Source organism: Rheinheimera texasensis, assembly GCF_964031785.1.
In the GTDB taxonomy this organism is placed as follows: Bacteria; Pseudomonadota; Gammaproteobacteria; order Enterobacterales; family Alteromonadaceae; genus Pararheinheimera; species Pararheinheimera texasensis_A.
In genome coordinates, this window is the sequence record NZ_CAXIRE010000018.1 from 183,165 (window position 1) to 196,123 (window position 12,959).

Annotated in this window: 13 protein-coding genes; 8 read left to right on the forward strand and 5 right to left on the reverse strand. The window is 53.3% G+C overall.

What is annotated here, in order from left to right:
• Positions 1 to 4 precede the first annotated feature (4 nt).
• A complete protein-coding gene (locus ABNT34_RS08340; protein WP_348730553.1) occupies positions 5 to 3,562 on the forward strand; it encodes a M1 family aminopeptidase in 3,558 nt (1,185 codons plus the stop codon).
• A gap of 118 nt (positions 3,563 to 3,680) precedes the next feature.
• Here the strand turns inward: ABNT34_RS08340 and ABNT34_RS08345 are convergent, their stop codons facing one another.
• The 4 genes from ABNT34_RS08345 to ygfZ all read right to left on the reverse strand — a co-directional run bounded on the left by ABNT34_RS08345 (position 3,681) and on the right by ygfZ (position 6,882).
• The gene (locus ABNT34_RS08345; protein ID WP_348730555.1) at positions 3,681 to 4,178 is read right to left on the reverse strand and encodes a CreA family protein; all 498 of its coding nucleotides are present in this window, start codon (positions 4,176 to 4,178) and stop codon (positions 3,681 to 3,683) included.
• 58 nt (positions 4,179 to 4,236) lie between these two features.
• Positions 4,237 to 5,268, reverse strand: a complete 1,032-nt coding sequence (locus ABNT34_RS08350; protein ID WP_348730556.1) for a DUF2804 domain-containing protein — start codon at positions 5,266 to 5,268, stop codon at positions 4,237 to 4,239.
• Positions 5,269 to 5,408: 140 nt separating this feature from the next.
• Positions 5,409 to 5,900, reverse strand: coding sequence for a peptidylprolyl isomerase (locus ABNT34_RS08355; protein ID WP_348730558.1), 492 nt, complete (start codon positions 5,898 to 5,900; stop codon positions 5,409 to 5,411).
• A gap of 7 nt (positions 5,901 to 5,907) precedes the next feature.
• Positions 5,908 to 6,882 (reverse strand): tRNA-modifying protein YgfZ, encoded by a 975-nt coding sequence (ygfZ, locus tag ABNT34_RS08360; RefSeq protein WP_348730560.1) that lies wholly within the window; start codon positions 6,880 to 6,882, stop codon positions 5,908 to 5,910.
• A 145-nt stretch (positions 6,883 to 7,027) separates the two neighbouring features.
• Between ygfZ and ABNT34_RS08365 the strand changes: the two genes are divergently transcribed.
• The 3 genes from ABNT34_RS08365 to ABNT34_RS08375 are packed head-to-tail and all read left to right on the forward strand — an operon-like array spanning position 7,028 to position 8,081.
• A complete protein-coding gene (locus ABNT34_RS08365) occupies positions 7,028 to 7,279 on the forward strand; it encodes a succinate dehydrogenase assembly factor 2 (RefSeq protein ID WP_031567789.1) in 252 nt (83 codons plus the stop codon).
• Between the two features lie 3 nt (positions 7,280 to 7,282).
• Positions 7,283 to 7,759, forward strand: coding sequence for a hypothetical protein (locus tag ABNT34_RS08370; protein ID WP_348730563.1), 477 nt, complete (start codon positions 7,283 to 7,285; stop codon positions 7,757 to 7,759).
• A 46-nt stretch (positions 7,760 to 7,805) separates the two neighbouring features.
• The gene (locus ABNT34_RS08375) at positions 7,806 to 8,081 is read left to right on the forward strand and encodes a hypothetical protein (protein ID WP_051685851.1); all 276 of its coding nucleotides are present in this window, start codon (positions 7,806 to 7,808) and stop codon (positions 8,079 to 8,081) included.
• Positions 8,082 to 8,165: 84 nt separating this feature from the next.
• Here the strand turns inward: ABNT34_RS08375 and nadB are convergent, their stop codons facing one another.
• A complete protein-coding gene (nadB, locus tag ABNT34_RS08380) occupies positions 8,166 to 9,773 on the reverse strand; it encodes an L-aspartate oxidase (RefSeq protein ID WP_348730564.1) in 1,608 nt (535 codons plus the stop codon).
• A gap of 258 nt (positions 9,774 to 10,031) precedes the next feature.
• On the opposite strand from nadB, the gene rpoE reads away from it, so the two are divergent.
• The 4 genes from rpoE to ABNT34_RS08400 all read left to right on the forward strand — a co-directional run bounded on the left by rpoE (position 10,032) and on the right by ABNT34_RS08400 (position 12,869).
• Positions 10,032 to 10,607, forward strand: coding sequence for an RNA polymerase sigma factor RpoE (gene rpoE, locus ABNT34_RS08385; protein WP_348730566.1), 576 nt, complete (start codon positions 10,032 to 10,034; stop codon positions 10,605 to 10,607).
• 25 nt (positions 10,608 to 10,632) lie between these two features.
• A complete protein-coding gene (locus ABNT34_RS08390) occupies positions 10,633 to 11,274 on the forward strand; it encodes an RseA family anti-sigma factor (RefSeq protein WP_348730568.1) in 642 nt (213 codons plus the stop codon).
• Complete coding sequence (locus ABNT34_RS08395; RefSeq protein WP_348730570.1) at positions 11,271 to 12,233, forward strand: MucB/RseB C-terminal domain-containing protein; 963 nt, start codon at positions 11,271 to 11,273, stop codon at positions 12,231 to 12,233. The genes ABNT34_RS08390 and ABNT34_RS08395 overlap by 4 nt, the downstream gene beginning before the upstream one ends.
• A 102-nt stretch (positions 12,234 to 12,335) precedes the next feature.
• Positions 12,336 to 12,869: a SoxR reducing system RseC family protein gene (locus ABNT34_RS08400; protein WP_348730571.1), complete on the forward strand. Its 534-nt coding sequence runs from the start codon at positions 12,336 to 12,338 to the stop codon at positions 12,867 to 12,869.
• Positions 12,870 to 12,959: the final 90 nt, after the last annotated feature.

The following is a 12,959-nucleotide window of genomic DNA, read 5'->3' on the forward strand; positions in this document are numbered from 1 at the left end:
CCTTATGTTCCTGCAGATGATCCAGTTTGAATGGCGTTATTACCGGCGCCAGCCGTCTTTTTATGTCACCTCAATCTTGTTTTTTTTACTGGCGTTTTTTGCTACAGCATCGGATAACGTGCAAATTGGTGGTGGCGGTGAAGTCTGGGGCAACGGGCCTTTTGCCATCACCCGCACCATCACGACCATGCTGATCTTTTCGATGTTTCTGGTGGTGAATTTTGTCAGCAGTGCGGCGCTGCGTAACCACGCCAGCCAAATGGAAGAACTGGTCTGTACCAAGCCGGTGCCGCCTTTGTCTTACCAGCTCGGCCGGTTTTTTGGCAGTTATCTGGTGCTGGTGTTGGTGTTTGCCATGGTGCCGCTCGGGACTTTATTAGGCTCGCTGATGCCTTGGGTCGACCAGGCGCGGTTTGGTCCGACAGTGCTCAGTTATTATGTCGACGCTTACCTGATTTTCGCGCTGCCGTCGCTCTTTGTATTGTCGGCGCTGTTTTACACCATCGCCAGCAAGTTTAAATCGATGCAGGCCATGTATCTGGTGGCTGTGGTGGTGTTTGTGCTCTATCTGATTGCCGGCAGTTTTGCCCAGTCGCCGGAGTACCGCACTATGGCGGCGCTGCTGGACCCTTTTGGTTTACGCTCTTTTGCCGACGTGTCCCGGTACTGGACTATTGTCGAGAAAAATACCCTGAGTGTCAGTTTCAGCGGTGTCTTGTTGCAAAACCGGCTGTTATGGCTGGCGGTGGGCGTGATATTGCTGGCATTGTTTGGTGGTTTATTTAAGCCGCTGGCGCTCACGCCAAAAGCCCGCGCCGGCAAAGCCAAAGCGCAAAGCGCAGTGCCGGTGTTTGCCATTCAGAGCTTGCAAACCAAAGCGCAGGCCCCGTCGCAATGGGCGCAGTTCTGCACGCGGCTTGGCTTTGAACTCAAACAAGTGATATTCAGTGCGCCATTTTTTATGTTGCTGCTGATTTGTATCTTTAACCTGCTGGCGCCTTTGTTTATGCCACAGCGTTTTTACGGCACGGCCGATTGGCCGTTAACCCAGACTATGATTGAGTTAGTGACGGATTCGAGCAGTTTATTACTGGTGCTGATCCTGACTTATTACTGCGCAGAAGTGGTCTGGCGCGAGCGTTCACAAGGTATTGGCGATATTATCGATGCCACGCCGGTGGCCAATATGGTGCTGTGGCTGTCAAAACTGCTGGCGGTTGCCGGCGCTATGTTGCTGATGTATCTGGCCTTTGCTCTGGCCACTATCAGTTATCAGCTGCTGAAAGGTTTTGACGATCTGGACCTGATGCAATATCTGGTGCGCCTCGGTTATTTTAACTTCCTGCCCTTTATGCTGACCGTGGTACTGGCGTTCCTCATTCAGGTGTTAAGCCCGAACAAATATGCCGGTATGGGCATCTTTGTGGTCTATTTCATTGTGACGCAAGTGCTGGATGCCTGGGGTTTTAACCACCGCATGTGGCATTTTGCCGCCTCGCCGGCCGCGCCATTCTCCGACTTAAACCGCTTTGGCTGGACCTTAGAAAGTCATAGCTGGTACATGTTGTATTGGGGTGGACTGACGGCCATTTTGTTTGTGCTGGGTTTTGGTATGTTCCAGCGCGGGCCGGCACAGAGTCTGGCGGTGCGTTATCAGCAGCTGCGTTATCAGATTGGCGCCGGCGGTCAGGCCGTGATCCTGCTGGGTAGTCTGGTGTTTGTCAGTAGCGGTGGCTGGATTTATTACAACACCCGCGTGCTGAATCAATACGACAGCGTCGAACAGCAGATGGATTTACAGGCCGATTATGAAAAAGCCTATAAAGCCGGTGCTGACGACCCGATTCTGGTGGCCAGCAAAGTCGAAGCTTTTGTTGATATCTATCCGGAGAAACGTCAGGTTGATGCCCGGATTGAACAAACATTAGTGAATAAATTCGACAAGCCGGTCAGCAAGATGCTGGTGAACTGGCCGAAATACACCCGCACGCTGGAGATCATCGCGCCGGGCGCCACGTTAAGCCCACGCGATAATCGCCTCGGCACCGCCTGGCTGGAGTTCAGCACACCAGTGCAACCGGGGGCAACGCTGGCGATGACGATTAAACTGAGCCGCACCAATCCGGGTTTTCAGGATGATGATGTTGATGTGGCCGTGGTCGAAAACGGCACCTTTATCAACAACATGGAGCTGTTGCCGCAGTTTGGTTACAACGCCGGTTTTGAACTGCAGGAACGACATGAGCGCAGTAAACGAGGCCTGGAGCCAGTGCAGCGCGCGCATAAACTGGAAGACAGCAGTCGTTACAACGAAAGTGGTTTTGGCCGTGCCGAAGACTTTATTGATTTCAGCGCGACTGTCTCTACCGCTTCGGAGCAAACCGCGCTGGCGCCGGGTTATCTGAAAAAACAATGGCAGCAAGATGGCCGCAGTTATTTCCGCTATGAAATGAATGCGCCGATGTTTAACTTCTATTCGTTCCTGTCGGCGCGGCTGGCGGTGAAAAAGCAGGATTATCAGGGCGTGTCGCTGGAAGTCTATTATCACCCGGCGCATCAATGGAATATTGACCGGATGATGTTGTCGATGCAGGACTCGCTGGATTATTTCAACAAGGCGTTTTCGCCGTATCAGCACCAGCAGATGCGCATTATTGAGTTCCCGGGCTATCGTGATTTTGCTCAGTCCTTTGCCAATACGGTACCGTATTCGGAGGGTATTGGTTTTATCAATGACCTGCGTAATGAAGACAGCATCGACATGCCGTATTACGTCACAGCGCACGAAATGGCGCATCAGTGGTGGGGCCATCAGGTCGGCAGCGCCAATGTGCAGGGCAGTGCCGTGATCCCGGAAACGCTGGCGCAATACAGCGCGCTAAGAGTGATGGAAACCAAATATGGTCAGGCCAAATTACGTCAGTTCTTAAAATATGAGCTGGACCGGTATTTACGCGGTCGCACCGACGAGAAAGTGGCGGAAGAACCGCTGCTGCGCGCCGAAGGCCAGGGGTATATCCATTACCGCAAAGGTTCTATCGTGATGATGGCAATCAAAGACCGGATTGGTGTAGAGCGGCTGGATGCAAACCTGCAGGCGTTTTTGCAGGAATTTCAGTACAAACAAAACCCGTATCCGACCACGCTGGATTTACTGCGTCATTTAACAGCTGGTGTCAGCGCTGAAGATAAAGCCTTTATCGAGCAGCAATTCAAGCTCATCACTTTGTATGATTTACGCGTGCTGGACTTGCAGAAAACCGAGTTACCGGACGGTCAGCTGCAACTGGATTTAACTATTCAGGCGGCACGGCTCAGTGCCGACGGCAAAGGTGCGGAAACCGAGCAACCGCTGGACGAAGACATCGATATTGGTGCTTTCAGCGCAGATCCGGATAAGTTTTCGGCCGATAACCAGCTGCTTTATTTGCAAAAACACCGGATCAAATCCGGTACACAGCAGCTGCGTGTGGTGGTGCCAAAAGGCACGGCTTATATCGGCGTCGACCCGCTGATTAAGCTGATTGACCGCGATGCGGCGGATAATATCCGCAAGCTTTGAACAGCTCCTGATAAAAGGAACCCGCCAATAGGCGGGTTTCTTTTTTCCGGCAATAACTGCGGAAAAACCACTGAATTGCTGCCACTGATTTGTTGCCGGCGAAGCTCTGGCGCCTGGCTTATTTACCCGCTTTAGCCGCCTGCTGCTGCGCTTCCAGTTCCTGCCAGGCCTGGCTGCCCCACAGCGGCACTGTGGTCAGCGAGTGTTTGTCACTGCCGGCACTTTCTTTGGTTGAATACGACAAATACACCAGAGTTCTGTTATCGGCATCAAAAATCCGTCTGATTTTCAGATGCTTAAACAAAATACTTTTCGATGCGGTGAAAATCACTTCGCCGGATTTGGACTTGTCGATTTTGCTCAGCATCGCTGCAGTGATTTCACCGGTCTGGCGGCAGGCGATCGACATATCGGATGGGTCTGCCAGTGATAAATCGGCTTCAACATGGCTGATATGACAGGTGACACCGGGAATGGCCGGGTCGTTAAAGGTCTGAATTTTAATATCTTTGGTGGTAAAAAGCCCGAGACTGACATCACCGACTTCTTTGGGTGAACAGGCACTGAGCGCAGTGAACACCAGACCTGCCGCCAACACACGCTTAAGATGAATCATCACAACTCCTTGTTTTATCTGATTAATTGCCTATGGTCTGAACCAGCATAGAATCTGGTTACCATTTGGCGTAATGATCTTCCGCCAGCCCCAGACATTGCTCAAGCTGCAGCACCCGGCCATCGCGTAACCGCAGGGTACCACTGTAAAACCCGGCATACTGGCGGAAATTGCTCGCCAACAGACCAAGTTGAAGTTTTTCCTGCCGGCAGAAATCGGCCGCAAAGGTTAAATCGACTTCGCCACATAATGTGCGGATGCGCCACGGCGTGGCTTGACCGCGATCAAACTCAAAGCGGACCGGGCTTAAATGCTGGATGTTGCCGTCATACCACAAGGCGTTTTCGCAAAGCCCGGTTTCGTTAACACCCGCCGCCAGATTCAAACCAAAAGGCACGCCGTCCAATAAAGCATTGATGGAACTCCAGCGCCAGCTGGTTTCACGGCGCATAAAACCTGCGGAGAAATCGATGCCGCCGCGGGCTTTAGTCAGATCCAGCGGCTGACCATCGAGCTGCAAGGTTCCACTGACGCGCAGTGCATTGTTTTTTTCGGTGTAAGTCCAGCCGTTGTAACCGGTGGGGGCCGCCAACGCCAATGGCTGTTGCTGATCAAAATTAAGCTGCAGTTCTGCCTGCAAGCCGGGTGCTTGTACAGACAATATCCAGCGGGTAGCGGCACAGTCGATTTGCCACTGTTTGGCGCCTTTGCCCATGCTCGCTTTGCCTTGTTGCGGCGATTCGCTGGTGAGACAGCCAAATCCCAGTGGCGCCAACAGGGCAAATTCGCGCGCTGGTTTGCCTTGCTGATACAGATACGCAAAACCAGAGCAAACATAACGCACATCGGCAATGGCCACTGCCAGCAGCCAGTCCGGACCGCTGACACAAACAAACTGGAACTGTTTATAGCCAAAATGCTGTGTCAACCGGCTGACCGGTTTATCCAGCACTGAATGCAGATGGAAGGCCGATAGATTCAAATTAGCAACTGAAGCATCAAACAGGCCTTGTTGCAGGCGGCCTTGTGCGTTTATCAGCGTGAGCGGTGCTGGGGTCAACATCGGCTGGTAACATTGAGGTTCGGACATCAGCGTGATCCGCAAACAGAGATAGCAGATTTATATCAGCTTTTTCTGGTCAGACCAAGCGGCTGGTGTTGTGCAGAAAAGTGTGAGGCGGAGCGGGTAAAAATGAAAACGGCTGCCGGTGGCCCGGCAGCCGTAGTGTCTTAATGATCGTGACCAGCGTGGCCATCAATGCCGTGGGCATGGCCGTGCGCCAGTTCTTCAGCAGTAGCGTCACGCACTAACAACACTTCGATATCAAACGTCAGGTCGATACCGGACAGTGGGTGATTGCCATCGACGACTACTTCTTCGTCAGTCACATCCAGTACGATCACGGATTGTTCATGACCATCCGGGCCTGCAGCGCGAAAACGCATGCCGACTTCCACTTCCATGCCTTCGAATAACGAGCGAGGTACTGCCTGAGTCAGTTCGTCATGACGTTCGCCGTAGGCATCGGCCGCAGCGATAGCAACTGTGAACTTGTCGCCGGCCTGTTTACCGGTCAGAACCTTCTCAAGGCCGCTGATCAGCGAACCGGTGCCGTGGATAAACACTAAAGGTTCGGCGCCAAAAGAGCTGTCGAGTTCGTTGCCGTTGGCATCGCTGACGCTGTAGTGCATGGCGACGACTTTATTGTGTTGAATAGTCATGAGGACCTCAGGGAGTGATGGAATATGGTAAAGGTTGTAATTGTAAGCTGACATCCGGCTCTGTCGCCAGCCGGAAATGGTCGGTTGCGCTGATATCGTTTGGTAATACGGCCAGCAGTTGCAGTTGGCCCTGAATATTCACCGCATTGACCACCACACCGCTGCGCCGCCAGTTTTGCTCCAGCTGCAGTTCGATATCGCTGCCGGCGACCGGCGTATGCTCGGTATCGGCTTTGAGCAGGTACATGGCTCTTTTGTTTTTGCCCAGATACTTCATCCGCGCCACCATTTCCTGGCCCATATAGCAGCCTTTAGTGAAGCTGATAGCGTCTAACGCCTGCAGATTCAGCTGCTGCGGCACGTATTCGCCGAGTAGCGGCTGTTCCAGATAAGGCATGCCGTGTGCGATATGTTGCGCCAGCCAGCGGGTTGGTGCGGCCATCAGCGCTTGTTGTTGCTGCCACAGGGTTTTGGCTTGTTCGATTGCCAGAATCAACACAAAGTGATCGGCGGCGAGGCCTAATAAGTATCCACCATCAACGGCCTGTTGTTGGCCGATGGCCGGTTGCGAATAACCAAGCTGGCTCAGTAAAGCCGCACTGTCTGCACCGCCGATACCAAAGACCGCGTATTGGTCCTGCACTTCGGTGAAACTGACTTTGGAAAAGACGCCGTATTTTTTCAGCTGGGCCAGCGAAGCCTGCAGCTCGTCGCGAAACGCCAGCCATAACAAGTCGTCGCCTGCCTGCAACAAGTGGAAAGTGCCCCACATTTTGCCTTTGGCGTCACAGTGGGCACCGCGCAGGAAATGTTCGCTGCTGACTTGTGTCACATCACAGGTGACCTGACCTTGCAGAAACTTTTGTTGGTCAACACCGCTGATTTTTAACAGCTGAAAGGCTGGCAGGGGGCTGACAAAAGCGGAAGACAGATTATTTGACAGCTGAGCCAGTTGCTCAGCACTCATCCAGAAACTTTGCATAACAGCGGAGGGCTCCCGACTGAAACCATTTACAGTTGCTTGATCATTGGGTGTAGCCGGCAAAAGCACAACCCCTGAGCGATTTTTTTGTTAGAATTTAGCCCTTATCTGCCTCGGCGTTTCACGCTGTACTCACAGGAATGTTATGACTGCTTTAATGACCAAACCGAAATTACGTTGGGCCTGCCGCCGCGGCATGCTGGAGCTGGACGTATTGCTGGCGCCTTTTGTCGAACATGGTTACGACGCGCTGACAGAGCCGGAAAAACATATCTTTGAACGCCTGCTGGCCTGTGATGATCCTGATTTATTTGCCTGGTTTATGGGCCATGCCCAATCGCCAGACCCGCAACTACAAGCCTTGGTTCAGGTGATCCTGAACCGGGTGCGGGTGTAAAATATGCAATGCCGGACGCTGCGCGTCGGGCATTCAGTCTGGCATGTCCGGCTGCTCTGTTGTTTGCTGTCGCTGGCGCTGCTCAGTGCCGGAAGTGTTGGGGTCATTGCGTCCTGGTGGCTGCAGTGCGGCTGGTTACCGGTGTTTTATTATTGTTTTGCTGCGATACAACCATCCAAACGCAGTTGGGTACTAAGTTTCGACTGCGGTTTGCAAATACGCAGCGATGCGGTAGATTCGGCGGATACTTCGCCAGAGCAACAGTTATCCATGCAACAAGGTGAGTTATTGCCAGACAGCCAACAGTGCTGGCTGGGATTCTGGCTGCAATGGCGTAGCGGTGATGGTCAGACAAAGCGGCTTTGGCTGTTTCAGGATGCATTATCGGCAGCCGATGTGCGCGCGCTGGCGCGCCACATTCAACAGCTGCGCTGGCAACAACCACCAGCGCCGGCTGGTCTGATGCAGTGGTTTAGTTGATCCACTATCGCAGCGATTTTCCTCTCTGCAAAAACAGGAAGTTCTTATGAGTTTTGTTGAATTAGTCGGATATATTCCGGCGATTATTTTTCCGGTGGCCACCCTGATGCAGCTTGTGCATTTACTGCGCACCAAAGAATCTGCCGGCGTACCGGCCCTGACCTGGGCTGCTTTTGCGCTGGGCAATATCAGTTTGTACATCTATGCGGAAAAGTACTTTGAACTGCAGTCTATTCTTGGTCAACTGGCAACCGCTGCGCTGCAGATTTATGTGGTGATGTTGATTATCAAATACCGCAAGAAACCGGAAACCACAGCCTAATCAGGCGTCTGACTGTGCGTTGAGGGACAAAAAAGCCGGAAATTAAATCCGGCTTTTTCTTTTGCGTGGTCTCTGGCGAATGACCTAGTCACGCCCTGGCTGCAGCACTGTCGGCTTGCTGTGCGCCGCCTGCTGCGGATAATCCAGCGTGTAATGCAGACCGCGGCTTTCTTTGCGTTGCATGGCACTTTTGATGATGAGTTCCGCTACCATCGTCAGATTGCGCAGTTCCAGCAAATTATTGCTGACTCTGAAATGGCGGTAATACTCCTGAATTTCACGCTGTAGCAATTCGACCCGGTGCAGCGCCCGCTCCAGCCGTTTGGTGGTGCGCACTATGCCGACAAAATCCCACATAAACATCCGCAGTTCATGCCAGTTGTGGGTGATCACCACTTCTTCATCCGAATTACTGACCCGGCTTTCATCCCAGTCTGGCAGCGCCGGTGTAGGCTTTGATGTCGGCCATTGCTGCAAAATATGCCGTGCCGCGCTTTGGGCGAAGACTACACATTCCAGTAACGAGTTACTCGCCATACGGTTGGCACCATGTAAACCGGTGTAAGCCACTTCACCGATGGCGTACAGATTTGGCATATCAGTCTGGCCATTGAGGTTGGTCATAACCCCGCCACAAGTGTAATGCGCGGCAGGCACTACCGGAATGGGCTGTTTGGTGATGTCGATACCAACACTTAAACATTTGGCATAAATTGTCGGGAAATGCTCAAGGATAAAATCTTTTGGCTGGTGGCTGATGTCGAGATAAACACAGGCCACGCCTAAACGCTTCATTTCAAAGTCGATGGCGCGCGCGACGATATCACGCGGTGCCAGTTCGGCCCGCTCGTCAAAATCCGGCATAAACCGCGTGCCATCCGGCCGTTTTAAATAAGCGCCTTCACCACGCATTGCTTCGGTGATCAGATAGTTCTGTGCGTCCGGGTGATACAGACTGGTCGGGTGGAACTGATTAAATTCCATATTGGCAACACGGCAGCCAGCGCGCCAGGCCATCGCAATGCCGTCGCCGGACGCGACATCCGGATTGGAGGTATACAGATATACTTTGCTGGCACCGCCGGTTGCCAGCGCAACAAAACGGGCGGCGATGACTTCGACCTGTTCGTTGTCCCGGTTCCAGACGTAAGCGCCGTGACACTGATTGCCGTCGATGCCAAGCTTCTGGTCTGTGATAAGGTCGATGGCGTTGTAATTTTCCAGCAGCCGGATATTTGGATGGCGGCGCACCTGATCAACCAGCGTGATTTGCACGGCGCGACCAGTAGCATCTGCAGCGTGCAAAATACGGCGGTGGCTGTGGCCGCCTTCGCGGGTCAGGTGGTATTTCAGCACGCCGTCGTCATCGCGATACTGATCAAAAGGTACACCTTGGGCAATCAGCCATTCCATCGCAGTTTTGGCGTTTTCGGCGGTAAATTGCACGGCGGCGTCTTCGCAAAGGCCGGCGCCGGCGATCAGCGTATCATTGACATGGGATGCGATACTGTCGTTTTCATCAAACACCGCCGCGATGCCGCCTTGTGCATACAAAGTCGAACCTTCGCGCAGCGGGCCTTTACTCAGCACTATCACGTTCAGATCCTGTGCCAGCTGCAGTGCCAGACTTAAACCGGCCGCGCCACTGCCGACAATTAAAACGTCACAGCGATGTTCTTTTTGATGATGCATGCGATACACTTACCCGACAAAAAACAGGATCTTAACCAGATCTGCCGGGTTGTCGCTACCGTTCGCACGGCTCGCAACCTGCAAATGATCTGAACGAAAAACGCCTTTTTATGCCGAAAAACAGCATGGCGATCATTTTATTGTAACTTTTTTATCGGTGAAACCGAACTTTTTCCGCAGCCCTTCATCTGAGTGAGTACGCTTGAGAAGAGCCAGTGACAATTTAAAGCAGTATTGAGACAGGGGAACGGCTCCCAGATGAGCGAGCAAGAATTGGATTGGCAGATTGTCCAACGGGTACAACAAGGGGATAAAGCTGCTTTTAACCTGCTGGTCAGAAAATATCAGCACAGGTTAGCGAACTTAATCTCAAGGTATGTCTCTAATCACGGCGATGTAGCAGATGTGGCGCAAGAAGCCTTCATTAAAGCCTACCGGGCTTTACCGGGCTTTCGTGGTGACAGTGCCTTTTATACCTGGTTGTACCGGATAGCTGTAAACAGTGCGAAGAATTATCTGGTTGCCAATGGCCGCAAGCCACCGTCAACCGATGTGGATGCTGAGGAAGCAGATTCTTACGAAGGCAGCGATGCACTGAAAGTGCAGGACTCACCGGAAAAGCTGCTGTTAACCGAAGAGATCCGCCAGGTCGTATTTGACACGATTGAAAAACTACCGGAAGAGCTGCGTACCGCTATCACGTTACGCGAATTGGACGGTCTGAGTTATGAAGAAATTGCTGAAGTGATGGGTTGCCCAATCGGCACCGTCCGCAGCCGGATCTTCAGAGCCCGGGAAGCGATAGACACCCAGTTGAAGCCACTTGTTGGCTGATTTATCAACGAAGACAGGAATTAGTATGTCGTCTGAACATCAAGAATGGCTCTCCGCGGCCAGTGATAATCAAAGCGTCAGTGCAGAGCAGCTCGATTCGTTATTGTCTGATCCACAGTTACAGGCCAGTTGGTTACGTTATCAGCTGGCGGGTTCAGTGATCCGGCAGGAACTGGCGCCGCAGCTGGATACCGCTTTCGCTGACCGTTTCGCTGCGATGCTGGAACAGGAAGACAGCCATCAGTTGGTGGCAGAACCAGTGCCGGTGTTACAGCAAGCAACTGCAAGCCCTGTCGGTGGGTCTCAACCAGCGGCGAATCAAGGCTGGTGGAAAATGCTGATGCAAGGTGCAATTGCTGCCAGTGTCGCTATTGTGGCTGTCGTTGGCGTGCAACAGACCCAACAAAAGCCGGATGATGCGCTGACTACGCCGCTGCCGGTGCTGCAGACCAGCCCAATTGGTGGTGTCGCGGCGCCAGTGAGTCTGAGCCAGACTTCTGTCGAATCCCGCTTTACCCCGCAGCAGCAGCAACAGCAGCTGGAACAACAACGCCGGCTGCAGGAACTGATGCAGGCGCGTCAGCAACAAATCCGTCTGATGGAACAGGCTGCAGCTCAGCAAGCGAAAAAAGACACGACGGATGAGGGTAAAGGTCAACAGCAGTGAGTCTGACCTCATTCCGTTTCAGTGCCGGCTGGTTCTGCAGTCTGGCACTTGCCCTCTGCAGTCTGTCGGCGCTGGCCGACGACTGGCAGCAGTTTGAGCGCACTCAGCAAGCGGTGCGTAAATTCAATTTTGACGTCTCCTTTGTCCAGGTCAGACCCAATCAGCTAATCACCTACCGCTGGCTGCACGGCATTCACGAGCAGTCTGGTTCTTTATCTGTGCCGCTGGAACTGGAACGGCTGTTATTACAGGACGGCGTTGGCACTGATACTTTCCGCCGCGGTGACAAAGTCTATTACGCAGCACCAGATGCGCCGGTGATTGTCACCCAAAATGACTCGATTAAAGAACTCCCCGCCATTTTGTTTGAGCCGCTGCCGGTGATTCAACAGCTGTATGACATTGTACCGGGCAGCAGTGTGCCGCTGTCAGGCCGTACCGCACAGCTGCTGCGTCTGAGCGCTCGTGACGCCAGTCGCTACAGTTATTGGTTATGGCAGGACGCGGAGACCGGCTTCCCGCTGCGCGTCGATACGGTTGATGAACAAAATGTCGTGCTGGACCGCTGGATGGTGGTGCATCTGCAGTTAAAACCGGGCCTGCCGGCTGAATTGCAAAGCTTGATCAGCGCGCAATTACCAGAGCAGCCGCATGCGCTGGCGAACAGTCAGGCACCGCAAGCTCAATTTAAACTGAATTGGATCCCGCCGGGCTATCAGCTGCTGGCGCAGCAGGCACCGGTCAGTACCCGTAGTGTCCCGGTGCTGGCGAATTGGTTGTTGAGTGATGGTTTGCATCAAATCTCGGTGTTTGTGCAGCCAACAGCACGTTTGCCGGAACAACAGCTCAGAGATGGCGCCACTACTATTCTGGTGACGACCCGGCAAAATCTGGACGTGACCGTCATCGGGCCATTGCGCCCAGAACTTGCGGCTAAACTGGCTGCTGCGGTGGAATAATCGGCCTGTATCCAATGCAGTAGCTCCTCAGGCGGACTGCTGCATTGAGTTCAGCCAGCGGCTCCGGTAAAATTGTGCTCTGCCTCAGCCTGAGATCTTTCCATGATCACGCCTTCTGAAGATAAGTCCTGCCATACCCCACAGCAACCAGAAGCGGTCTCGTTGCAGACGTTACTGGTCACAGCGACCGTGCTGCGGCAGGATGGCGATGGCGTTTGGCTCAGTACGCCGCTCTCCACCAGCTGCAGTGGCTGCAATCAACAGGACAGCTGCAGCAGCGGCCTGGTCGCCAAGGCGTTACCAGTGCGTCAGCAGCAGTTGTTTTTGGCGGGCGCAGCGGCTTTATTGCCCGGACAACAGGTAGAAATCAGTGTGTCGCCTGGTGCAATTCTCGGTTCTGCGTTGTTAGTTTATCTGTTACCACTGGCCGTATTTATCGCCGCGCTGTTACTCGGCCAACTGCTGCAATGGCATGAGTTAGCAGCGCTTGCTGGTGCTGTTCTGGCCACAGCGGCAATTTTCCGGGCCGTACAGCGAGTGGAGAAAGGGCGGGCCGGTCAGCTGCAAATTCAGTTAGTCCGGGTGTTGCCAGACCTTGCTGTAACACAGGTCTCTGCTGCCGGCCGCTCTGCTTGAAGAACACAGTGCAAGCAGCAGGGAATTAGAGTACAATTCGCGGCAATTTTAATCTGCCGCAAGGCGCAGCGGCGTTGCCGCCTGCGAATT

What these genes read in the sequence shown, in the direction of transcription:
- ABNT34_RS08340 (WP_348730553.1), top strand. Translation starts at nt 5, where the DNA reads ATGTTCCTGCAGATGATCCAGTTTGAATGGCGTTATTACCGGCGCCAG.
- ABNT34_RS08345 (WP_348730555.1), bottom strand. Translation starts at nt 4,178, where the DNA reads ATGATTCATCTTAAGCGTGTGTTGGCGGCAGGTCTGGTGTTCACTGCG.
- ABNT34_RS08350 (WP_348730556.1), bottom strand. Translation starts at nt 5,268, where the DNA reads ATGTCCGAACCTCAATGTTACCAGCCGATGTTGACCCCAGCACCGCTC.
- ABNT34_RS08355 (WP_348730558.1), bottom strand. Translation starts at nt 5,900, where the DNA reads ATGACTATTCAACACAATAAAGTCGTCGCCATGCACTACAGCGTCAGC.
- ygfZ (WP_348730560.1), bottom strand. Translation starts at nt 6,882, where the DNA reads ATGCAAAGTTTCTGGATGAGTGCTGAGCAACTGGCTCAGCTGTCAAAT.
- ABNT34_RS08365 (WP_031567789.1), top strand. Translation starts at nt 7,028, where the DNA reads ATGACTGCTTTAATGACCAAACCGAAATTACGTTGGGCCTGCCGCCGC.
- ABNT34_RS08370 (WP_348730563.1), top strand. Translation starts at nt 7,283, where the DNA reads ATGCAATGCCGGACGCTGCGCGTCGGGCATTCAGTCTGGCATGTCCGG.
- ABNT34_RS08375 (WP_051685851.1), top strand. Translation starts at nt 7,806, where the DNA reads ATGAGTTTTGTTGAATTAGTCGGATATATTCCGGCGATTATTTTTCCG.
- nadB (WP_348730564.1), bottom strand. Translation starts at nt 9,773, where the DNA reads ATGCATCATCAAAAAGAACATCGCTGTGACGTTTTAATTGTCGGCAGT.
- rpoE (WP_348730566.1), top strand. Translation starts at nt 10,032, where the DNA reads ATGAGCGAGCAAGAATTGGATTGGCAGATTGTCCAACGGGTACAACAA.
- ABNT34_RS08390 (WP_348730568.1), top strand. Translation starts at nt 10,633, where the DNA reads ATGTCGTCTGAACATCAAGAATGGCTCTCCGCGGCCAGTGATAATCAA.
- ABNT34_RS08400 (WP_348730571.1), top strand. Translation starts at nt 12,336, where the DNA reads ATGATCACGCCTTCTGAAGATAAGTCCTGCCATACCCCACAGCAACCA.